Source organism: Gordonia sp. NPDC127522, assembly GCF_042672305.1.
In the GTDB taxonomy this organism is placed as follows: Bacteria; Actinomycetota; Actinomycetes; order Mycobacteriales; family Mycobacteriaceae; genus Gordonia; species Gordonia hongkongensis.
Window position 1 is genome coordinate 493594 of the sequence record NZ_JBHXVK010000001.1, and the last position, 21665, is coordinate 515258.

General features: G+C 68.5%; 18 protein-coding genes. 12 read left to right on the forward strand and 6 right to left on the reverse strand.

Annotated elements, in window-relative coordinates; genetic code table 11:
- Positions 1 to 225 precede the first annotated feature (225 nt).
- The gene (locus tag ACFVHY_RS02295; RefSeq protein WP_390267864.1) at positions 226 to 1029 is read right to left on the reverse strand and encodes an alpha/beta fold hydrolase; all 804 of its coding nucleotides are present in this window, start codon (positions 1027 to 1029) and stop codon (positions 226 to 228) included.
- Between the two features lie 221 nt (positions 1030 to 1250).
- Between ACFVHY_RS02295 and ACFVHY_RS02300 the strand changes: the two genes are divergently transcribed.
- The 4 genes from ACFVHY_RS02300 to ACFVHY_RS02315 are packed head-to-tail and all read left to right on the forward strand — an operon-like array spanning position 1251 to position 8036.
- Entirely contained in the window at positions 1251 to 3212 is a 1962-nt protein-coding gene (locus ACFVHY_RS02300) for an LPXTG cell wall anchor domain-containing protein (RefSeq protein ID WP_390267867.1), read from the forward strand.
- Between the two features lie 5 nt (positions 3213 to 3217).
- Complete coding sequence (locus ACFVHY_RS02305) at positions 3218 to 4828, forward strand: hypothetical protein (RefSeq protein ID WP_390267870.1); 1611 nt, start codon at positions 3218 to 3220, stop codon at positions 4826 to 4828.
- Positions 4825 to 6384, forward strand: a complete 1560-nt coding sequence (locus ACFVHY_RS02310) for a glycosyltransferase (protein WP_390267873.1) — start codon at positions 4825 to 4827, stop codon at positions 6382 to 6384. The genes ACFVHY_RS02305 and ACFVHY_RS02310 overlap by 4 nt, the downstream gene beginning before the upstream one ends.
- Positions 6381 to 8036, forward strand: a complete 1656-nt coding sequence (locus tag ACFVHY_RS02315) for an ABC transporter (protein ID WP_390267876.1) — start codon at positions 6381 to 6383, stop codon at positions 8034 to 8036. Before ACFVHY_RS02310 ends, ACFVHY_RS02315 begins: the two co-directional genes overlap by 4 nt.
- Before the next feature lie 23 nt (positions 8037 to 8059).
- Here the strand turns inward: ACFVHY_RS02315 and ACFVHY_RS02320 are convergent, their stop codons facing one another.
- On the reverse strand, positions 8060 to 9208 hold the full coding sequence (locus ACFVHY_RS02320) for a beta-mannosidase (protein ID WP_390267879.1): 1149 nt from the start codon (positions 9206 to 9208) through the stop codon (positions 8060 to 8062).
- A 13-nt stretch (positions 9209 to 9221) separates the two neighbouring features.
- Between ACFVHY_RS02320 and ACFVHY_RS02325 the strand changes: the two genes are divergently transcribed.
- Positions 9222 to 9770, forward strand: a complete 549-nt coding sequence (locus tag ACFVHY_RS02325) for a DUF2599 domain-containing protein (RefSeq protein WP_390267882.1) — start codon at positions 9222 to 9224, stop codon at positions 9768 to 9770.
- Between the two features lie 287 nt (positions 9771 to 10057).
- Here ACFVHY_RS02325 and ACFVHY_RS02330 read toward each other — a convergent pair whose 3' ends face one another.
- From ACFVHY_RS02330 to ACFVHY_RS02340, 3 genes are read right to left on the reverse strand one after another with little or no spacing between them, the layout of a single operon-like run.
- Positions 10058 to 10927, reverse strand: coding sequence for a metal ABC transporter permease (locus ACFVHY_RS02330; RefSeq protein WP_390267885.1), 870 nt, complete (start codon positions 10925 to 10927; stop codon positions 10058 to 10060).
- Complete coding sequence (locus ACFVHY_RS02335; RefSeq protein WP_390267888.1) at positions 10924 to 11718, reverse strand: metal ABC transporter ATP-binding protein; 795 nt, start codon at positions 11716 to 11718, stop codon at positions 10924 to 10926. The genes ACFVHY_RS02330 and ACFVHY_RS02335 overlap by 4 nt, the downstream gene beginning before the upstream one ends.
- Positions 11719 to 11762: 44 nt before the next feature.
- Positions 11763 to 12749, reverse strand: coding sequence for a metal ABC transporter solute-binding protein, Zn/Mn family (locus ACFVHY_RS02340; protein WP_211538466.1), 987 nt, complete (start codon positions 12747 to 12749; stop codon positions 11763 to 11765).
- Between the two features lie 127 nt (positions 12750 to 12876).
- On the opposite strand from ACFVHY_RS02340, the gene mshA reads away from it, so the two are divergent.
- The 3 genes from mshA to ACFVHY_RS02355 all read left to right on the forward strand — a co-directional run bounded on the left by mshA (position 12877) and on the right by ACFVHY_RS02355 (position 16603).
- Positions 12877 to 14232, forward strand: a complete 1356-nt coding sequence (gene mshA, locus ACFVHY_RS02345; RefSeq protein ID WP_390267892.1) for a D-inositol-3-phosphate glycosyltransferase — start codon at positions 12877 to 12879, stop codon at positions 14230 to 14232.
- A gap of 60 nt (positions 14233 to 14292) precedes the next feature.
- On the forward strand, positions 14293 to 14913 hold the full coding sequence (locus ACFVHY_RS02350) for a YbjN domain-containing protein (protein ID WP_390267895.1): 621 nt from the start codon (positions 14293 to 14295) through the stop codon (positions 14911 to 14913).
- An 82-nt stretch (positions 14914 to 14995) separates the two neighbouring features.
- Positions 14996 to 16603 carry a 4-coumarate--CoA ligase family protein gene (locus tag ACFVHY_RS02355; protein WP_390267898.1) on the forward strand — a complete coding sequence of 536 codons (1608 nt, stop codon included), beginning with the start codon at positions 14996 to 14998 and terminating at the stop codon, positions 16601 to 16603.
- Between the two features lie 68 nt (positions 16604 to 16671).
- Here ACFVHY_RS02355 and ACFVHY_RS02360 read toward each other — a convergent pair whose 3' ends face one another.
- Positions 16672 to 18120: an APC family permease gene (locus ACFVHY_RS02360; RefSeq protein WP_390267901.1), complete on the reverse strand. Its 1449-nt coding sequence runs from the start codon at positions 18118 to 18120 to the stop codon at positions 16672 to 16674.
- A gap of 151 nt (positions 18121 to 18271) precedes the next feature.
- On the opposite strand from ACFVHY_RS02360, the gene ACFVHY_RS02365 reads away from it, so the two are divergent.
- The 4 genes from ACFVHY_RS02365 to ACFVHY_RS02380 all read left to right on the forward strand — a co-directional run bounded on the left by ACFVHY_RS02365 (position 18272) and on the right by ACFVHY_RS02380 (position 21655).
- Positions 18272 to 19018, forward strand: a complete 747-nt coding sequence (locus ACFVHY_RS02365; protein ID WP_058252630.1) for a phosphoglyceromutase — start codon at positions 18272 to 18274, stop codon at positions 19016 to 19018.
- Between the two features lie 81 nt (positions 19019 to 19099).
- A complete protein-coding gene (locus ACFVHY_RS02370) occupies positions 19100 to 19420 on the forward strand; it encodes a GNAT family N-acetyltransferase (RefSeq protein WP_390267905.1) in 321 nt (106 codons plus the stop codon).
- Between the two features lie 139 nt (positions 19421 to 19559).
- Positions 19560 to 20972: a sensor histidine kinase gene (locus tag ACFVHY_RS02375; RefSeq protein WP_390267908.1), complete on the forward strand. Its 1413-nt coding sequence runs from the start codon at positions 19560 to 19562 to the stop codon at positions 20970 to 20972.
- Entirely contained in the window at positions 20969 to 21655 is a 687-nt protein-coding gene (locus ACFVHY_RS02380) for a response regulator (protein WP_390267911.1), read from the forward strand. Before ACFVHY_RS02375 ends, ACFVHY_RS02380 begins: the two co-directional genes overlap by 4 nt.
- Positions 21656 to 21665 lie beyond the last annotated feature (10 nt).

Sequence of the window (21665 nt, forward strand, 5' to 3'; positions counted from 1 at the left end):
CGTCAGGGAGCGGTGGGGTAGCGCGCTCCGCAAGCTCCGGGCGCTCGTCAGGGAGCGGTGGGGTAGCGCGCTCCGCAAGCTCCGGGCGCTCCTCAGGGAGCGGTGGGGTAGCGCGCTCCGCAAGCTCCGGGCGCTCGTCAGGGAGCGGTGGGGTAGCGCGCTCCGCAAGCTCCGGGCGCTCCTCAGGGAACAGGGGCAGGTCGTGCTTTCGGATGGGGGAGCGGGTCAGCCGAACTCCCAGACCGACGGGGGGTCGGCGGCCAGGAACGACAGGACGAGCGGGTTGAACAGCTCGGGCGATTCGACCGGCAGGATGTGGGTGCCCGGGATCACGGCCAGCCGGGCAGCCGGCAGCGTCCGCGACAGCTCGAGCGCGTGCTCGAGACGGACGAGCCCGCGATCGCCGACCACCACGAGCGTCGGTACCTCGACGCCGGTGAATTCGGTGACCTCGCACTCCGGTTCGGCGGCGAGCATCCGGACCGCCTTGTCGAAGACCGTCTCGAAATGCCCGGGCCCGTCCGGTGACGTGGTGTCGTAGTAGATGCGCAGGTAGTCCATCGTCACCGGGTCGCGGCGGGACACCCGGGAGATGAACTCGTCGGCCATCCGACCGGCACGGTTCAGGTATCCACCGACGAACACCAGCCGATGGACGAGGTCCGGGCGGTCCCGGGCGACGAGCAGGGCGACGGTGCCGCCGTCGGCCCATCCCACCAGATTGGCCGGCCGGCGCACGACGGTCTCGAGATAGACGATCGTGCGTTCCACGATCCGGTCGAGGTGGAACTCGCCGGGGAGGTCGGGGCTGTGACCGTGACCGGGCCGTTCGGGTACGAACACCTGCTGACCGGCGTCGAGGAAGGCGGGGATCTGCGTTCCCCACGTCGACGCCGACGCGAACAGCCCGTGGAGCAGGACCATCGGCGGGCCGAATGACTCGCCGGCGGTGAAGTGCCAGATCGTCGCGTCGGCGATGTCCACGTAGACGCCGCCGTCGACGCGCTCGCCGGCGTGAACCTGTCGCATCGCGCTCCCTCGAATCTCGCCGGACGTGTCGACCTGCAGGACATGGTCGCAGAGTCAGGTGCAGATTCGGGGCATCGTTGGCGAATCGAGATGGCACGGATGAACCGCACCCGCCGGCCCACCGGTCTGATCGCGTGAAAATATGTGCCGAGCCGTGTCGTGGGATAGGTTCTCTTCGGGGCGATCAAGGGTCGGGACGGGGGTCACTCGAAGGGTGGCGAATGCACGTGTCCTGGAAAACCCGCGGCGAGTCGCGTTGTCGACGTAGCCGAGGGCCGGCGTTGTTGCTGGTGGGCCTGCTGTTGGCCGGCATCGCCTCGATCGGGGCGCCGTCGACACCGGCCGCACAGGCGGCGCCGGGGGATCCGCCTGCGCCGCTGAACCTTCGCGATCTCGGTTCGTCGCCGACCATCGCGTTCCCGGGACAGCAGGGCGAGGTGAGTCTATCCCTCGCGGTACCGCCGGATCTCGCCCCCACCGAATTGCGCGGCGTCACGCAGTATCCCGCGTTCGTCACCGGCGGCAACATCGACGTCCTGCAGGAAGGCCGGCTGATCTCGCGGACGCCGATCAATCCGGCTGTGAATTCGCCGATCTCGCTGTCGCTACGCGGCGTGCGGGTCGAACGCAACGCCGCCGACATCGTCCTGCGGACCTATCTGCGCACGGCCGGATCGTGTCTGTTCGACCCCGATTCGGGGTTGCGCATCCAGAACGCGACCGTCACATACGGTGGCCGGGAAGCCGCGCCGAACAGCGTCGCCGAGTTCCTGCCGCCGGTCCTGCGCAAGCTGACCATCTTCGTCCCCGACGACGTACGGCCCGCCGAGGGCGCTGCGGCCGTGTCGCTCGCGACCGCCGTGATCGCGAATTACGGTGCGGCGACAGTGGAGATCGAGACGGACTCGCTGCCGCGCGGCGATGCCGCACCCGACGAGGAGATCGAACCGCTCGAGCGGCAGATCGTCATCAACTCGGCTCTGCCCGACGGACTCAGCCTGGGGCCGGGTGCGGGCTGGCCGGTGCTGCGCATCGGCGGCAGCGAGGACGACCTGGAGACCCAGGTCGAGTTCCTCACCTCCGATCTCTCGTCGATCGCCGTCAGCTCCGCGGCCGTGGCCGGACCGCCCTTCGCCGCACCGCAACTCGCGCCGGAGGTCACCACGCTCGCCGAACTGGGCGTGGGGGATCAGCGCGTCTCGGCGACCGGCTGGCCGACCATCTCGTTCGGGGTCGACCAGACGCGCCTGGGACGGCCGTCTCAGAACGTGCGAATCCAGCTGAAGGGCACCTACACCCCGATGGGCGGCCAGATCGCGGTGTCCGTCGGGGACCGGGTCATCGCCTCCTGGCCCGCCGACTCCTCCGGCAGCTACAACTCCTGGGTCGACATCCCCGCCGACCTGCTGACGCGTTTCACCGAGGTCACCGTCACCTACAACCACGGCGACGTCGGCGAGCAGTGCGGCGCCGGAGTGCGGAGTTCGCTGAGTCTGGACTCGTCCGGTGAGGTGCGATCCGAGGTCGCCGACCCGCCGACACCATCGGGGTTCGCATCGTTGCCGCAGGCGTTGATGCCGCGGAACTCGTTGGCCTGGACCCGCGGTGACGTCGCCGACGTCGCCCGCGCGGTGGCACTGATGTCGGGCCTGCAGCGACTGTCGGCGGTGCGTCTCGGAGTCGACGTCGTACCGCTCGACGACGCCATGTCGGCCTCGGCCCCCGCGGTCGTCATCGCCGCGGACGGCCAGGGATTGCCCGAGCTGTCGCTCCCGGTGACCGCCGACGGCGGCACGGTCTCGGTGCTCAATCCGGACGGCCGGCGTGCCGAGGTGCTGCTGTCGCCGACCGTGCGCTTCGGTTCGCTGCAGGTGGCCCGTGATGCCGGCCGGTCGGTGTTGGTCGCGACCTCGACGAACGACGCCGCCGATCTCGACGCCCTGCTCGACTGGCTGGCCGCCGATCCCGATCGCTGGCCGTCGCTGAACGGCGACGCCTTGTTGCAGGTGTCCGGCCAGGAGCCGGTGCTCGTGATCGATGACGATGTGCAGCAGCCGGAATCGTCGACCGGCGACACCTCATGGGTGGCGTTCGCGGTCGTCGGGGTCGGCATCGTGGTGGTGGCGGCCGTCGCGGCAACGCTCATCTTGCGCCGTCGACGGCAGCGGACCGCCGAGAGCTGACCGGCGTGCCCGAGGCTCCCGCGACGACCACGGCCCAGAACCCGGAACCGTCCACCCCGGATCCGGGGCCGGCCGGTACAACGAGTGCGGTCGCCACGCTCGTCGGCGTCGTCACCCGCCGCAAGCCCGAGACGCCGCACCCCGCGTTCGTCGATCACCCGGAGTGGCTGGTGGCGGCCCGTTGGCTGTTCCTGATCGGGTGCACGGCCCTGGGGTTCTGGAACACCATCGTCGCGATCGTCGACGAGTTGATGGCGCAGACGCTCATCCTCTACGTCCCGGTGCTGGTCGTCCTCGCGCTGATCGCCGTCATCGGGGTCTCGTGGCGCACCGTCGACGAACTGCCGATCTACGACCGGCAGACCGACGTCATCGTCGGCATCGTGGTGCTGATCCTCGCGCTGGCGATGAAGTACCTGGTCAACCCGCGCTATGCGCGTGCATACCTCACCACCCACATGGATCTGCTCGCCCTGTGGTTGTTCGTCTTCGGCGCGGCGGTTCTGCTCTTCGGGCTGCGTCCGGCGGCCCGCTACCGGTGGGTGTGGCTGCTGTTGGTGCTCATCTTCCCGCCGCCGGTCCGCGCCGTCGTGCTGATCATGGGTGGGACGTCGCTCGCCGCCGGGTTCGTGGTGGTGCTGATGGCCGTCGCCGCGACTGCGATCGCAGTGGGTCGGACGTGGCGGCGGAAGCTGCTCGCGGCGCTGCTGGCCGGTGCGGTGGGCCTGGTCGCGTTGTTCGTGTTCGACGCGCTCGGCGCGCCCCGGAACATCGTCGTGCCCTGTCCGGGCCTGATCGCGGCCATCGCGACGTCGGCCTACATGCTGTCCGACTATCGGCGACGCGGGGGGCGCAGGTGGTCACCGCCCGAGGCCGGCCAGATCAGTCCGCCGAAAGTCCCGTTCGTGGGCCGGCCGGGTCTGGTGGTGCTGCTCGTGGCGGTCCTGCTGGCGCTGTGCCCCACCCCGCCGGTGGGTAGCAACTATCAGAGCAATCGTTATCCGCAGCTCGGTATCGGTGAGCCGCTCGTGGTCCCGGTCGGCTGGCGGCAGGAGTCCCTGGGTGTCTATGGGTGGGTGTCACGCCTCTACGGGCCGGGGTCCGTGCTGATCCGCCAGGTCCTGGTGCAGACCCGCGGCAACCGGGCCTACGACAAGTTCGCGCGTCCCCGGCGGGTGGTCGTCGACAGCGTCGACAGCAGGCGGCCACTCGTCCTCGACGTCTACCCGGACATCTTCCGCTACGACCTGTCCAGCGAACGCACGAGCCTTCCGATCGAGGTGGAACTGTCGAACGGGGTCCGGGGTCGGGTGTGGAGTGTCGTCGACGACGAGCGCTACCTCACCTACACGGTGTTGTCCTGGCGGTGGAACAACGGCAACCGCACCCAGCAGGTCATGCTGTGGGCAGTCGACAACCACGAGCCCGAGGCATACTTCCCGGAGCCGCGCATCACGATCCTGGCGAACATGAACTCGCTGATGACGATCCTGTTGCGGGGCAACTCGGTCCTGCTGGACACCGACCCGCAACTCAAGGACGAGGCCCTGCTCATCGGCCTGGCCGGGGAGCTCATCCGGGTCCAGCTCGGGGCCGCTCGGGGGGCGGGTGCATGAGCATCGACGAGGCCGGTCCCGGGCACGCCGCAGCCGCCGACAAGCCGGGGGTCGCGCGCAGTACGAGACCGACGCGTCCGGTGGCCGAACTGCTCGCCGACCCGGACTACCGCGCGCAGGCCCTCGAAGACGCCGTGAACCGTCTTCGCAACGCCGACGAAGACATGTCGGCCTCGGTGGCCTTCAGCCGGATTCAGAAGATCATCGGGTTCGCGCTGCTCGGCATCATCGCCGTCGCGATGGCGATCGAGCCGGTCGGGACCTGCGCGACCCTGGTCTCGATCGCCACGATGGGATACGTGGTGACCCTCGCCGACCGCCTGGTGATCTTCCGGCGGGGGCTGGTCAACGGTGCCATCCGCGTCTCCGACGAGGACGCCCGGTCCATCCCCGACGACGAGCTGCCCGCCTACACCGTGTTCGTCCCGGCCTACGGCGAGCCGGAGGTGGTGGGTCAACTGGTGGCCGCGATGGAGACGATCGAGTACCCACGGGACAAGCTCCAGGTCCTGCTGCTGCTGGAAGAGGACGACGAGCCGACGATCGAGGCGGCGCGCGGGGTGGAGGAGAACGGGATCGTCACGGTCGTCCTGACACCCCCGGCACAGCCGCGGACCAAACCGAAGGCCTGCAACTACGGCATGCACTTCGCCACCGGCGACATCGTCACCATCTTCGACGCCGAGGACAAACCCGACCCGTTGCAGCTGCGTCGGGCGGTGTACGTGCTGAACAACTCCGGCGACGACTCGGTGGTCTGCGTGCAGGGCAAGCTCAGCTTCCACAACGTACGCGACAACATGCTGACCGAGTGGTTCACGGCCGACTACGGCATCTGGTTCGGCTTCCTGCTGCCTGGCATGATGGTCAGTCGCGCGCCGATACCGTTGGGCGGCACGTCGAATCACTTCCGGCGCGATGTCCTCGACACGATCGGCGCCTGGGACCCCTACAACGTGACCGAGGACGCCGACCTCGGGGTCCGCATCGCCGACCACGGATACCGCACCCTGGTGCTGGACTCGGTCACGATGGAGGAAGCGAATGTCGATGCCATCAACTGGGTCCGCCAGCGCTCCCGTTGGTACAAGGGCTACATGCAGACGTGGCTCGTCCACATGCGGCACCCGGTCAAGCTCTGGCACATCCTCGGGCCCGTCGCGTTCGTGCGCTTCACGCTGCTGATCGCCGGGACCCCGGTGATCGCCTGCCTGAACATGGTGTTCTGGCTGATCCTGGCGCTGTGGATCGGCGGACAGCCACCGGTCGTCGCCGAGCTGTTCCCCGGACCCATCTACTACCTGTCGTTGATCTCGCTGCTGTTGGGCAACGGGGCGGCGCTGTACATGAACCTCATCGCGATCCGCGAGGACGATCGCAGCGAACTGCTCGGCTCGGCGCTCCTGATCCCGCTGTACTGGCTGATGATGAGTGTTGCCGCCATCAAGGGCATGTGGCAGATCCTGGTCAATCCGTCGTACTGGGAGAAGACCTTTCACGGTCTGTCGACGAGCAGTTCACCGGACACCGATCCCGACGGGCAGGAGCCGACGTGACCCGCCGTGTCCCGGCCTCGGTGCTGATCTTCCTCGCGACGTGGATCCCGTACCTCGTCATCGGGGTCTACCTCGTCAGCGAGGTGCAGCTGTTCTTCGGCGACGCGCTCTCGAGGGTGCAGTCGGCACAGAGCGTGCTGTTCAGTCGGACACCGCATCTCGCGGCGATCGGGTTCATCTTCACTCCGCTGACCGCCATCGTCCAGCTGCCGCTGACCGCGCTCACCCCGTGGATCCCGGAGATGACGACGCAGGCGCTCTCGGCGGTGATCATGTCGTCGGCGTTCATGGCCGGATCGGTGGTGCAGGCGTCGGGGATCGCGCGCGACCAGGGCCTGCGTCCGCTCGTGGCAGGCACTTTCACGATCTTCTACGCGATCAATCCGATGATCGTCCTCTATGCCGCGAACGGGATGAGCGAGGCGCCGTACCTCTTCTTCTTGGCCTGGGCCACCCGTCGTCTGATCCGGTGGGTCTCCTCAGACGACGTCCACGAGCTCGTGGTGGCCGGGATCGCGCTCGGCCTGTCCTATCTCACCCGCTACGACGGCGGTGCCGCCGCACTGGCCGCGGCCTTCGTCGTCGGATGGGTGACCTACACACGTCGCGACCGCCGAAAACGGGTGTCGCGCACGCTCCTCGACATCACCCTGGTGGTGGCGCCCAGCGCCCTGGCCTTTCTCGCCTGGGCCGCGGCGGGCTGGCTCATCACCGGTGACGCGTTCGCGCAGTTCACCTCTGAGTACGGGAACGCCGCGATCATCGCCCAATCCGGTGGTAGCGGGTCGTCGACGACCGGGGATGCGATCGGGTTCTCCTTCACCGAGATCTTCCTCCTCGCACCACTGCTTCCGATACTCATTCTCGGAGTCATCGGGGTCCGTGCCCGACGTCATCGGCTTGCGGCGATGTTGCCCGCACTGCTGATCGTGGCCGTGCTGGCGTTTCAGGTCTTCGGTTACTCACGCGGTTCGACGTTCGGCTTTCTCCGGTTCTACATGACCGTGGTCCTGCTCGCCGCGGTCATCGCCCTGTTGTCTGTGCCCCTGCGGCAGCAGGTTCCGATGCGTCGCGAGGGCAGGCATTCGGACATTCTGCCGCCCCGCCCCTATGCCTCGCGTTGGAGTAACAAGATCGCCGCGACGATCGTGATCGTCGTGGTCGCCACCGCGATCCCGGTCACCGCCGCCGGGATGACGTCACCCAAGTACGCGCCGCAGGAGTTCGCGCTCGGATCGGTGGTCGATCCGCGCCCGGACTCGGTGGACCAGAAGTACCTCGGCGAGCAGCGCATCGTGCGGTCGTTCTCCACCGAGCGGGCGCTGGCGCAGTATCTCGACGGTCTGGACCTGCCCGACGGCGCGGTGTTGTGCGACACCGTGTACGGCTTCGCGGTGGTGGTCCAGTCCGAGCGGCCGCGCCAGTTCGTCATCCCGTCGGATCGCGACTTCGCGCAGCTGCTCAACGACCCGGTCGGCGGCGGTGTGCGCTACTTCCTCACCGTCCCACCGGAAGGTCGGGGACTCTCCGACGCGGTCAACCAGCGGTATCCGACCATCTACGAGAACGGCGCCCAGATCGGGGTTCTCGTCCTCGAGGCGCGCAACCAGGGCGCGGATCTGCCGGACTGGCGGCTGTATCAGCTGGTGTGACTCCGTAAGTCGCCGCGGGCGGGTCAGGAGGCGTACTCGCGCACCACATTCCAGGCCGGGTCTTGCAACCCGATGTCGTACGTGCACTGCGCGCCGCGCGGGTCCGGGACAAAGGACCACAGCAGCGCGCCGGCGACCCCGGCGTCGCGGTGGCGCGCGATGATGGTCTCGAACTGTTCGGCCCGGTTCGCGATCGAGCCACATGAGCCGGCGTGTATCCCGATCTCGTTGACCACCAGCGGTTTTCCGAGCTCGCGAGCCTGCGCCAGTCGTGCGCGCAGATTGCTGCCCGCGGGCCCCGATTCGGGATCGACATCGGAGCGGTAGTCGTGGAAGTCGAGCACGTCCACGCCGGCCGAGCCCAGGACCTCGGCATAACCCGCGCCCGCCAGGCCGCACTGGTCGCCCCCCACCACTCCCGAGAAGATCGGCCGGTCGGCGTCGTAGGCCCGGAGATGGGCGCCGGCGCGGTCGAAGAACGAGCGCAACACGGCCGTGGCATCGTCGGGACACGTTCGCGCCTCCCAGTCGCACGAGGCCGGACCGCATTCGCTCGCCTCGGGCTCCCCGACGAGTTCCCAGCCGGCGATCGACGGCTCGTCGTGCCAGCGGGTCACCGCGATCTCGACCCACTCCGCGTACGTCAGCCCGCCGACGATCTCCTCGCTCTGCCAACCGTCGACGTAGAAGTCGCGCTCCTTGAACCGCTCGTCCTCACAGTCGCCCGAGCCTCCGGTGAGGACCGGCAGGACCATCTGATGATGCCGGGCCGCGGCCTGGAAGACCCGGTCGATCGGCCCGAAATCGATGAGCCCGCTGCGCTTGTCGACGGCGAAGACCGAGTACAGGTTGAAGCGGGTCAGCGCGCGGGGCGGGAGTCTGTCGAAGTACTCGTCGGCTTCGACCTGGGCGCCGCAGCCTCGGTTGACCGACCAGTCGGTGCTGAGCTGGTACGCGTTGAAACCCGCGGGCCACCAGGGTTTTCCGTCGAGCACCAGACCGGTGGGAGTGGTCGAGGCGCGATGCGACTGGGTGATCTGGGGAGGTCCCGGATCGGGGGTGCGCGCACACCCCGCGAGGCACAGCACGACGACGGCGATCGCGGTGACGAACAACCCGACCGCCCGCTTGTGCGTGCGCCGGCGGACCACAAGGTGCAGGTTACCCGTCACCTAGGGTGTCGGTATGTCGACGGGGTTGCGCGGGGCGGGTGTGGGAGTGGCCGACGGAGGCCGGAGGCGGTGGCGCGCCGCGGCCGGCGCGCTGGCCGTCGCCGCGGTCCTGTCCGCGTGCGGGACAGACAAGGTCGACCCCGCCGCAGCACCGGGTCCGACCACGATCGGCTCGAGCACGACGAGCCCGTCGCCCACCCCGTATTCATCGGGCCCGTATTCGCCCACCGAGAGCGCGCCGACGATCGTCCACCGCCCGCCGTACATCGAGCGGACCGAGTGGACCGACACCGCGGTCGGTCCGAGCCTCTCGGTGTTCCCCACGAATTCCGGGCGCTACACCACCGACCCCGGCGCGATGGCCGCCGCGTGGGCGGAGGTCGTCGCTCTCGACCCCACCGCCGACACCCCCGGGATGCAGGCCCAGTTCGATTGCCACTGGCGGTTCGCCCGCATCGTCGAACCCGAGAAGCCCAGCTGGAACCTCGAACCCGGCCGGCCGGTCGTCGCCGAGGAGGACATGGTCGGCGCCGGCTGCAACCCCGGCTTCGCCGAGGAATGAAAGGTACTGCGGTGCGAGCGAAGCGGCCTCCCTGCTCCCTGAGGAGCGAGCTTGCGAGCGTCACGAAGGGTCTTGGTGAGTCGGGGTTGCGAAGACCCTTCGTGACGCGCCCTCCGCAAGCTCCGGGCGCTCCTCAGGGAGCGGTGGTTGGCCGCGCCCTCCGCAAGCTCCGGGCGCTCCTCAGGGAGCGGTGGTTGGCCGCGCCCTCCGCAAGCTCCGGGCGCTCCTCAGGGAGCAGGAGGCAGGTCGTCTCTCGGATTAGGAAGCGGTGGTTGTGTTCTGTCGGATCAGCGCGTGCGATGGACGCGGCGGTTGCCGATGATCCGGCACACGACGTAGATCGCGAACGAGATGATCGTGACGAAGACCGACACGGGCAGCTTGGGAGCGAGCGACATCAGCAGCCCGCCGACCGCCGCGACCTCGGCGAACACGACCGACAGCACCAGCGTGCGCGTCGGATTCGACGTGACGCGGGCGGCGGCGGCGCCCGGGGTGATCATCAGCGACATCACCAGCAGCGCGCCGATGATCTGCACGCCCTGCGCGGCCGCCAGGCCCATGATGATCGCGAACACCACCGACAGGGTCCGGATGGGTACCCCCCGCGCCTGCGCGACGCGGGGATCGGTGGAGGCGAACAGCAGTGGCCGGTAGATGACGGCCAGCGCGACGACCACGATGCCCGTGGTGATGGCGATCGCGACCAGGCCGTTGATGCCCACGCTCACGACCTGACCGGTCAGCAACGCGAAGCCGGTCCCGATCCGGCCGTACAAGGCCAGGAAGAGGACGCCGATGCCGAGGCCGAACGCCATCACGACGCCGATCACCGAATCGCGCTCCCGCGCCTTGTTGCCGAGGAAGCCGAACACGGCCGCGGCGATGACCGCGCCGATGACGCCGCCGAGGTTCACGCTGAACCCGATCAGCAGGGCCGCCGCGGCACCGGTCACCGACAGTTCGCTGGCGCCGTGCACCGCGAAGGACATCTGCCGGGCGACGATGAGCGGGCCCAGCAGGCCGCCCAGGAGACCGAGCAGCACCATCGCGAGCAGTGCCTGCTGCATGAAGTCGTAACCCAGCAGGTCGATGGTGGTGGAGAAATCCCAGAGGTCGCTCAGCGAGCGGTCGACGGAGAGGTGGGTGACGCTCACGCCGGACCGCCTCGCCTCGCGACACCCGGTTCGCCGTCGGCGGCGCAGTGGTGGGCGTCCTCGCCACCGATCACGACCAGACGGCCGTTGACGCGCAACACCTCGACGTCGCTGCCGTACAGCTCGCTCAGCGTCTCCGTCGTCATCACCTCATGCGGCTCGCCGATGCGGAACCGGCCGTCGACGAGGTACAGGACGCGGTCGACATAGGGGAGGATCGGGTTGATCTCGTGGGTCACGAACACGACGGCGGTCCCGGCGTCCCGGCGTCGGCGATCGATGAGGTCCACGACCACCTGCTGGTTGGTCGGATCGAGACTGGCGAGCGGCTCGTCGCAGAGCAGCAGCGCGGGATCGCTCACCACCGCCTGGGCGACGCGTAGCCGTTGCTGCTCGCCGCCGGACAGGACGCCCAGCGGGGCGTCGGCGTACGGCAGGGCGTCCACCGAACCGAGCGCGGTGTCGACGAGTGCGCGGCGTCGTGCCCGGCCCCGGAGTCCGACACCCCAGCGGCCGCCGTCGACACCGAACCCGACGAGGTCCCGGCCGCGGATGGCCATCGGGTCGGCGTCGTCCTCGGCGTGCTGCTGGGGGATGTAGCCCACCGCGTCGGTGGTGGTCACGGTGCCGTGGTCGAGCGCGTACTGGTGCAACAGAACCCGCAGGAACGACGTCTTGCCGGAGCCGTTGGGCCCGAGGACCGCGACGAACTCACCGGGTTCGATCGTCAGGTCGAGGTCGTCCCAGAGAACCCGGTCGCCGAACGCGAGCCGGGCGCCGGTGAACTCCACGACCGGCCTGCCCCTGCCTGCCCCGGTCGAGTCGCCTGCCCCGGTCAATTGGAGCCGGAACCCAGCGCCGCGGTCAGGGCGTCGATCTGGGCGCCCTGCCACACGACGTAGTCGGTGACGCCGTCGGGCAGGGTCTCGGTGAACTCCACGACCGGGACGCCCGCGGAGCGCGCGACGTCGAGCATGGCCTGTGTCACCGGGTCCACGGCCTGGGTGTTGTAGATCAGCACCTTCGCCCGCCGGTCGGCCAGGATGTCCTGCAGTGCCGCACGGTCGGCGGCCGCGGGTGACTGGCCCTCCTCGACGGCCTGGGTGAAACCGGCCGGCGCGATGTCGACGAGCCCGGCCTCGGTCAGCATGTAGCCCGCGAGCGGCTCGGTCTGGGCGACCTCGGTGTCGGCGTGCTGTTCGCGAATCGTGGTCAGCTTGGCACGCAGACCGTCGATGCCGGTGGTGAAGGTCTCGGCGTTGGCGCGGTAGGACTCCGCGTTGCCCGGATCCTTCTCGGCCAGCGCGTCGGCGACCTTGTCGGCCACCTGGGCGACGACGGGGAGGTCGTAGAAGACGTGCTCGTTCTGGTCGCCGTGCGCGTGGTCGTGGGCCCCGTCGGAGTGATCGCCGGACGCGTGCTCGTCGCCGTGGTCGGCGTGCTCGCCACCGGCCTCGTCGGCATGCTCGTCGCTGCCGAGCAGGGCGTAGGCGTCGACCGCCGTCGCGTCCGAGTTGGCCGCCGCCTCCTCCATGTAGGAGTCGTAGTGGCCGCCGTTGAAGACGAGGATGTCGGCGTCGGCGATCGTCGCGGTGTCCGCCGCCGAGGGCTCGAACTCGTGCGGATCACCGTCGGCGTTGGTGTACAGCGCGGTCACCTCGGCGTTGTCGCCGGCGACCGCGGCCGCCACCGAACCCCAGACGTTCGTGGACGCGACCACGGTCGGGGGGCCGTCGGTCCCGCCGGAGTCGCTGGAGCAGGCGGACAACACCAGGGCGGCGGCGGACAGCACACCGGCCGTGGCCAGCAGGGATTTCTTCATCGACAACCTTCACGCAAATGACAATCGTTACCGAAAGCAGTCTAGGTGATCGCGGCGACGGGCGTGCAGGGTGTCCGCAGGCCGGGGGACTCCTCGCCCGACACGGCGTTTCTCTATGGTGGAGACCATGACCTCGAGCCCGTCGCCGCGGCGTGTCGCGCTGATCTCCGTGCACACCTCGCCGCTGGCGCAACCGGGCACCGGCGACGCCGGCGGGATGAACGTCTACGTCTGGCAGACCGCGACGCGGCTGGCCCGTCGGGGAGTCGAGGTCGAGATCTTCACCCGCGCGACGTCGTCGGCCGACCCGGCGTCGGTCGCCGCGGCGCCGGGGGTGACGGTGCGCAACGTCGTCGCCGGCCCGTTCGAGGGCCTCGACAAGCGCGACCTGCCCGCCCAGCTGTGCGCGTTCACGGCCGGGGTCCTGCGTGCCGAGGCCGCGCAGGCGCCCGGTCACTACGACGTCATCCACTCGCACTACTGGCTCTCCGGCCAGGTGGGGTGGCTCGCCCGCGACCGGTGGGGCGTCCCCCTGGTGCACACCGCGCATACCCTGGCCGCGGTCAAGAACGCATCGCTGGCCGACGGCGACACCGCCGAGCCGCAGCTGCGGGTCATCGGGGAGCAGCAGGTGGTCGGGGAGGCCGATCGCCTGGTCGCCAACACCCAGACCGAGGCGACCGAACTGCTCTCGATGTACGGTGCCGCCGCCGACCGTATCGACGTGGTGACCCCGGGTGCCGATCTCGACTGTTACACACCGGGTTCCGCCGCTGTCGCCCGCGCGGAGCTCGGCCTCGACCCCGACGAGATGATCGTGACGTTCGTCGGGCGCATCCAACCGTTGAAGGCCCCGGACCTCCTCGTCGCCGCGGTCGCGCCGCTCATCGGCGAGTCCGCCGCGACCGGGCGGAGGCTGCGGGTGCTCATCGTCGGCGGGCCGTCGGGATCGGGGCTGCAACGGCCCACCGCGCTGATGGATCAGGTCGCCGAACTCGGGATCGCCGATTCGGTCACCTTCCTGCCGCCCCAGCCGGCGAACCGTCTGGTGCAGGTCTACCGGGCGTCGGATGTGGTTGCCGTGCCCAGTCATTCGGAGAGTTTCGGACTGGTCGCGATCGAGGCGCAGGCCTGCGGGACGCCCGTCATCGCCGCGAATGTGGGTGGCCTCGGGGTGGCGGTCGACGACGGCCGGACCGGTGTACTGGTCAACGGGCATCGGGTCGGGGACTGGACGAATGCGCTGGAAAAGCTTCTCGCGCAACCCGATCGACTCGTCGAGCTCGGACAGCACGCCCGCGCCCATGCCGAGCAGTTCTCCTGGGAACACACGGTCGATCAGCTCCTCGAGAGTTACGGCCGGGCGATGCGGTCGTTCGCCGCGCACCAGCGCCCGGCGTCGCCCGAGGTGTCCGCGACGGCCGCGGCCTCGGCTCGTCTCCGACGCCGCTGGCGTCGTCGGCGCAACCGGGTCACCGTCTGACGCTGTGCCGAATTCGCCCGCTGCGCAAGGGGTTTCCGATACCACCGACGAGAGGATGCCGTGAGTCGCAACGAGGTCGTCGACCTGCTGGAGAAGACGCTGGGCGAGAACGAGATCGCCTTCGCACGCAAGAGCGGCGGCGGGGCCGACGTCGACCACGTGGTGGTCGAGTTGCCCGGCGAACGCAAACTCAAGACCACCGTGCTGCTGACGGCGAGCGAGCACGGCGTCCGGGTGGAGGCCTTCGTGTGCCGCCGGCCCGACGAGAACCACGCCGGCGTGTACAAGTACCTGTTGAAGCGCAACCGCCGGCTGTACGGCGTCGCCTACACCATCGACAACACCGGTGACATCTACCTCGTGGGCCGGATCTCCGCCGACGGGTTGAGTTCCGGCGAGGTCGACCGCGTCCTGGGGCAGGTCCTCGAGGCTGCGGACGGGGATTTCAACACCCTGCTCGAACTCGGGTTCCTGACCTCGATCCAGCGGGAGTGGGCGTGGCGGGTGTCGCGCGGCGAATCGCTGCGCAACCTGCTCGCCTTCGAGCACCTCATCGACAAGGAGTCCCTGCCGGAGGCGGGGAAGCCGCTCGAAGGCCGCTACGTACCGGGTGAATCGGTCGTCGACGGTGCGCAGAGCGTGACCGAGGATCCGTCGACCGCCGAATCGGACGAATCGTAGACTCTCTCGAGAGAGGTCCACGTCACATCGTGTCAACATGCGTTGATACGATGCGGTCGAGAAATTCCCCAATGGAGGTGTCATGAGCTTCACGAGTCCGTTCCCCGACGTCGAGATCCCGGACGTCAGTGTGTTCGAGTTCCTGTTCGGCGCGGTGGCCGAGGAGGACCTCGCCCGTACCGCGCTGGTGGACCCGAAGTCGGGGGCGACGACCACCTACGCGCAGCTGATCTCGCAGGTCGAGGCGGCGGCGGGCGCGTTGGCGTCGCGGGGTATCGGCGTCGGCGACGTGGTGGGCATCCTGTCGCCCAACATCCCGGCGTTCGCGACGGTGTTCCACGGGATTCTGCGGGCCGGCGGCACCGCGACGACGATCAACGCACTCTTCACCGGACCCGAGATCGCCAAGCAGCTGCGGGATTCCGGCGCCAAGATGCTGGTGACCATCTCGCCGATGCTGGAGCAGGCCAAGGCCGCCGCCGACGAGGTCGGGCTGGCGGATGCCGACCTGATCGTCCTCGACGGCGAGGGCCAGGACGCCTCCGGCCACCCGAACGCGGCGGACCTCCTGGGCGCCGGACTGGCCGCACCGGAGGTGTCGTTCGATCCGGCCACGCACGTCGCGGTCCTGCCGTATTCCTCGGGTACCACCGGGAATCCGAAGGGCGTCGCGCTCTCGCATCGCAATCTGGTCGCCAATGTCGCGCAGATCCGACCGTTGCAGGGCATGGGCGCCGACGACGTGGTGATCGCGGTGCTCCCGTTCTTCCACATCTACGGCATGACGGTGCTGCTGAACGCGGCGCTCTACAACCGGGCGTCGCTGGTCGTGATGCCGCGTTTCGACCTCGTCGAGTTCCTCGAGAACATCCAGAACCACAAGGTCACCATGGCCTACATCGCTCCGCCGGTGGCCGTGGCGCTGGCCAAGCACCCGATCATCGACAACTACGACCTGTCCTCGCTGCACACGATGATGTCGGGCGCGGCGCCGCTCGACGACGAGCTGGGTCAGGCCGTCGCCAAGCGCCTCGACCTGCACATGCTGCAGGGCTACGGCATGAGCGAGCTGTCGCCGGTGAGTCACATCATCCCGGCCGACACCCCCGGTCTGCTGGGTCAGCAGGACCCCCCGCTGTCCTCGACCGGGTGGGCGGTGCCCAACTCGGAGAACAAGATCGTCGACCCCGCATCGGGTGCGGAGATCGAGCTGCCGAGCGAGGGACTGTCGGAGCCGGGCGAGCTGTGGGTCAAGGGGCCGAACGTGATGCTGGGCTACCTCAACAACGATCAGGCGACCGCCGACACCATCGACGCCGACGGCTACCTGCACACCGGCGACATGGCGCAGGTCGACCCGACCGGATGCGTCTACATCGTCGACCGGCTCAAGGAGCTCATCAAGTACAAGGGTTACCAGGTGCCGCCGGCCGAGCTCGAGGCACTGCTGCTCACCAACGACAAGATCGCCGACGCCGCGGTCATCGGCGTGATCGAGGCGGAGTCGGGCGAGGAGATCCCCAAGGCCTTCGTGGTGCGCCAGCCCGATGCGGAGATCACCGCCGACGAGGTCATCGAGTTCGTGGCGTCGAAGGTGGCCCCGCACAAGAAGGTCCGGGCAGTCGAGTTCATCGAGACGATCCCCAAGTCGGCCTCGGGCAAGATCCTGCGCAAGGACCTCCGCAAGTAGTCTCTGCGTCTGACATCCGTATGACGTTGTGCCCGGAAGCCGGGCACAACGTCGTACTCGTCTGTGCGTCAGGGAATCTCGTGGGGCGGGATGTCGTCGTAGGAGGCCGCTTCGGCGCCGGTTCGCTTCTGATGCCAGTAGGTGAACGCCCACAGCACGACGCCGAGCAGGAGTAGCCAGGCCGCGATCACGTACTGCTGGTTGTCGGCGCGGGCAAACGGGAGGGTGAGCGCCCCGGAGGTCACGGCGCCGAGCACCGCAACCGGCGTATAGGTGCGGAAGTGGTTGTGTCCCACGTGATCCTTGCGCAGCACCAGGACGGAGACGTTGACGACGGTGAACACCGCGAGGAGCAGCAGTGCGGTGGTGCCGCCGAGCAGTCCGACGATGGAACCCTTCGGATCGGCGCTGACGTAGACCAGTAGGCAGAGCGCGATGACGGTGGTGAACACAATCGCGGCGAACGGGGTCCGGCGTCCGGGATGGACGTAGGCCAGGAACTGGGGCAGGACACCCTGCTTGGCCATCCCGTACAGCAGCCGGCTGGCCATCATCATGTTGATCAGGGCCGTGTTAGCGACTGCGAACATCGAGATCCACGGCAACAGCTCGGTCATCGGGAAGTCCGGGGCGGCGGTCTGCACGACGTCCACGAGCGGGGTCTCGCTCTCGGCGAGCACCCCCACCGGCACGATCGCGACTGCGAGGATTGCGATGAGCACGTACACCACCGCGGTGATCCCCAGACCACTGAGCATGACCTTGGGGAAGATCCTGGTCGGTTCCTTGCACTCCTCGGCCATGTTGACCGAGTCCTCGAATCCGACCAGTGCGAAGAACGCCAGCGCCGTCGCCGCCGATACCGCGATGAGGATGTTCCGCTCCTCCGGCGATTCGAAAACCACCACCGCATCCCAGTGATCGGCGTTGCCGCCGAACACGAAGAACAAGGCGATGAAGATGACCAGCAGGAGGCCCGTCAGCTCGACGAGGGTCAGCACCACGTTGGTCCCGACGCCCTCGGCGACGCCGCGGAAGTTGATGAACATGACCAGCAGCAGGAAGCCGATCGCGATGAACAGCAGCGCGGGGTGTGTCGCATCCGGGGACTCGCCGCCGTTGATGCCGGTCAGCATGTTCACCGCGAACGCGCGGGACGCGGTGGTCGCCGAGGTGATACCTGAACACATCACGGTGAACAGCACGATGAAGGTGATGAAGTGGACGCCGAAAGCCTTGTGCACGTACAGGGCAGCGCCGGCGGCCTGGGGATATTTGGTGACCAGCTCCAGGTAGGAGAACGCCGTCAGCGTCGCCACCGCGAACGCGATCAGGAACGGCAGCCACGCCGCGCCCCCGACCTCGCCGGCGACCTGGCCGGTGAGTGCGTAGACGCCGGTGCCCAGGATGTCGCCGATGATGAACAGCAACAACAGCTTCCAGCCCAACACGCGTTTGAGCTCGGGCTGCTTCTCCGCATTCTGGCCGGTCGCGCCGGCGTCTGTACTGGCTGTCATGCGCTAACGCTAGACCCGCCCATGGCCGTTCGCGCGGCGAATCGACCGGTTCATTACCATTTCGTCGTCACCAGGTGCGCGCCGGGGTCCGGCCGGGGGTTCCGGCGCCGGTGAGGAGAGGGTGCGCACCGACTGTGGAAAACTATCGGCCATGAGCAACGGCACCCTGATCCTGATGCGGCACGGCGAGAGCGAATGGAATGCGTCCAACCAGTTCACCGGCTGGGTCGATGTGGCGCTCACCGACAAGGGCAGGGCCGAGGCCGAACGCGGGGGCGAGCTCCTCGTCGAGCACGACCTGCTGCCCGACGTCGTCTACACGTCGCTGCTGCGCCGCGCGATCACGACCGCGCACATCGCCCTCGACCGGGCCGACCGGCTCTGGATCCCGGTGATCCGCGACTGGCGACTCAACGAACGTCACTACGGCGCGCTGCAGGGCCTGAACAAGGCCGAGACCAAGGAGAAGTTCGGCGACGAGCAGTTCATGCTGTGGCGCCGCAGTTACGACACCCCGCCGCCGGCGATCGAACCCGATGCCGAATACAGCCAGGTGGGCGACGCGCGGTATGCCGATCTCCCCGAGGTGCCGCTGACCGAGTGCCTCAAGGACGTCGTCGAGCGGTTCATCCCGTACTACCTCGAGACGATCGTCGCCGACGTCCGGGCGGGGAAGAACGTGCTGCTCGCGGCACACGGCAACTCGCTGCGCGCGCTCGTCAAGCACCTCGACGGCATCTCCGACGACGACATCGCCGGACTGAACATCCCCACCGGCAACCCGCTTCGATACGACCTCGACGACGACCTGAAGCCGCTCAATCCGGGTGGTACCTACCTGGACCCCGAGGCCGCCGCCGCGGGTGCCGCCGCGGTGGCCGCCCAGGGGCAGAAGTAGTCGGCGGGATCCGTTCGGACATCCAGACGTGACACGTTTCGCCATGGCGTCGACGGTGTGGCGCGCGCTACATTGGACGGCATGGCGGACATGGGCACCCTGCGAATCGAGCACTCACCTGCCCGGGAGCGGTACGAGGCGATCCTCGTCGCCGATTCCCAGGGCGACGACGAGATCGTCGGCTACCTCGACTATGTCTCCGAGCCCTACCAGGTGGTCATCACGCACACCGTGATCCGCGAGCAGTTCAGCGGTCACGGGTATGCGGGCCAACTGGTCCAGGCGGTCCTCGAGGACATCCGGCGCGGCGGCAAGCAGGTCGTGCCGGTCTGCTCCTACGTGCAGCGCTTCATCGAGCGTCACCCCGAGTTCGCGGACATGGCGGTTCCGGTTCCGCAATGACCGGTCCGGACACGGCCGCCCCGGTACCGGGGAAGCGCGCCGCCGCGTCGGCAGGGACTCCGGCCAACTCCGCGTGAACAACTGTCGAACACCTTCGTCAGATGTGCGTTCGGTGTTGGTCGAGCCGTAAGCTGCCCCTGTGACCGCCGCAATCTTCGCCGCGACGATCGCGTTCGTACTCGCGCTCTGCCTCGGTGTCGTGATCGGTCGACGCACCCGGGACCGGGACCGGTCCCGAGGTTTCGCGTTCCTCGATCGCATCCCGCGTCGTTCCGCATCCACCGCCGCCGACTTCGTTCCCGAGACGACCCTCGGTCCCCGTGAGGTGCCGGCCTCGGCCGAGGTCCGTGACTCCGACGTGCAGGCGACCACCGACGACGGCCGCATGACCAAGGCCGGTCTGTTGAGCATGGTCGTGCGTAACACCGAGACCGCCATCGCCGTGGTCGACGAGTTCCGCGACGTCGTGCTGTACAACCAGCGGGCCGTCGAACTCGGGCTCGTACGCGAGATGCTGCTGGCCGACCCGGTGTGGGAGGCCGTGAAGGAAGTGCTCGACACCGGCGTCGAACGGCGCTTCGAGTTCAGCCCGCCGATGTCGAGTCTCGGTTTCGTCTCTACCGGACGGACGCCCCGGCCCAGTGTCGAGCACGTGCGTTGTCACGCGCGGATCGTCGCGCAGGGCGAGGAACGCTATGTCGTCGCGTACGGACTCGACGACACCGAACACAAACGCGTGGAGGCCACCCGGCGCGACTTCGTCGCCAACGTCTCGCACGAACTCAAGACCCCCGTCGGCGCGATCGGGCTGCTCGCCGAGGCGTTGCTCGAGTCGGCCGACGACACCGATTCGGTGCAGCACTTCGGTCGCCGCGTCGTCGGCGAGACCAAGCGCATGGGCAACATGGTGAGCGAGCTGCTGGCGTTGTCCCGACTCCAGGACGGCGTCACACCGGAGTTCACCTGCATCGATGTCGACTCGCTCATCGACGACGCGCTGACCGCGGCGACGCTCGCCGCCGAGGCGGCGGCCATCGAACTGCGCGCCGACGGTCCGATCGGCGTCATCATCCGCGGCGACCGTCCGCTGCTGCTCACCGCACTGAACAACCTCATCTCGAACGCCATCTCGTACTCGGCGTCGGACACCGTGGTGTCGATCAGCCGCCGCGTGATCAAGATCGACGGGCGGCCGATGGTCGCCATCGCGGTGACCGACCGGGGGATCGGGATCGAGCCGGAGGATCAGCAGCGGGTCTTCGAGCGGTTCTTCCGGGTCGACAAGGCCCGGTCCCGGATGACCGGCGGCACCGGACTCGGACTGGCCATCGTCAAGCATGTGGCCGCCAACCACGGCGGGACCATCAACCTGTGGAGCAAACCCGGCACCGGCTCGACCTTCACGCTGTGCATTCCGGAGGACCTGTCCGACGCCGGCTGGCCGCCGGCCGCCCAGCAGGCGCTGTCGGATCCCGATGCGCCGCCCCGCGCACTTCCCTCCGCGGAGGGTGACGACCCATCTGCCCGACCCACCGAAGGAAACAAGAGTTGACCCACGTTCTGATCGTCGAGGACGAGGAATCGCTGGCGGATCCGCTGGCCTTCCTGCTGCGCAAAGAGGGCTTCGAGGCCAGCGTCATCACCGATGGCGCGCAGGCGTTGTCGACCTTCGATCGGGTCAGTCCCGACATCGTGCTCCTCGATCTCATGCTGCCCGGGATGTCCGGAACCGAGATCTGCAAGGCCCTGCGCACCCGGTCGAATGTCCCGGTGATCATGGTGACCGCGCGCGACAGTGAGATCGACAAGGTCGTCGGCCTCGAACTCGGCGCGGATGACTATGTGACCAAGCCGTATTCGGCGCGCGAGCTGATCGCCCGCATCCGCGCGGTGCTGCGGCGCGGCGGGGAGGTGCCCGACGACGGTCTGGAGATCGGGATCCTGGAGGCCGGGCCGGTCCGGATGGACGTCGAGCGACACACCGTGTCGGTCAACGGAACGTCGATCACTCTGCCGCTCAAGGAGTTCGACCTCCTCGAGTATCTGCTGCGCAACTCCGGCCGCGTCCTGACCCGGGGTCAGCTCATCGACCGGGTGTGGGGCGTCGACTACGTCGGCGACACCAAGACGCTCGACGTGCACGTCAAGCGCCTGCGCTCGAAGATCGAGCCCGACCCGGCGAATCCGAAGCACCTCATCACCGTCCGCGGCCTCGGGTACAAGCTCGAGGCGTGAGCCGGCCGGG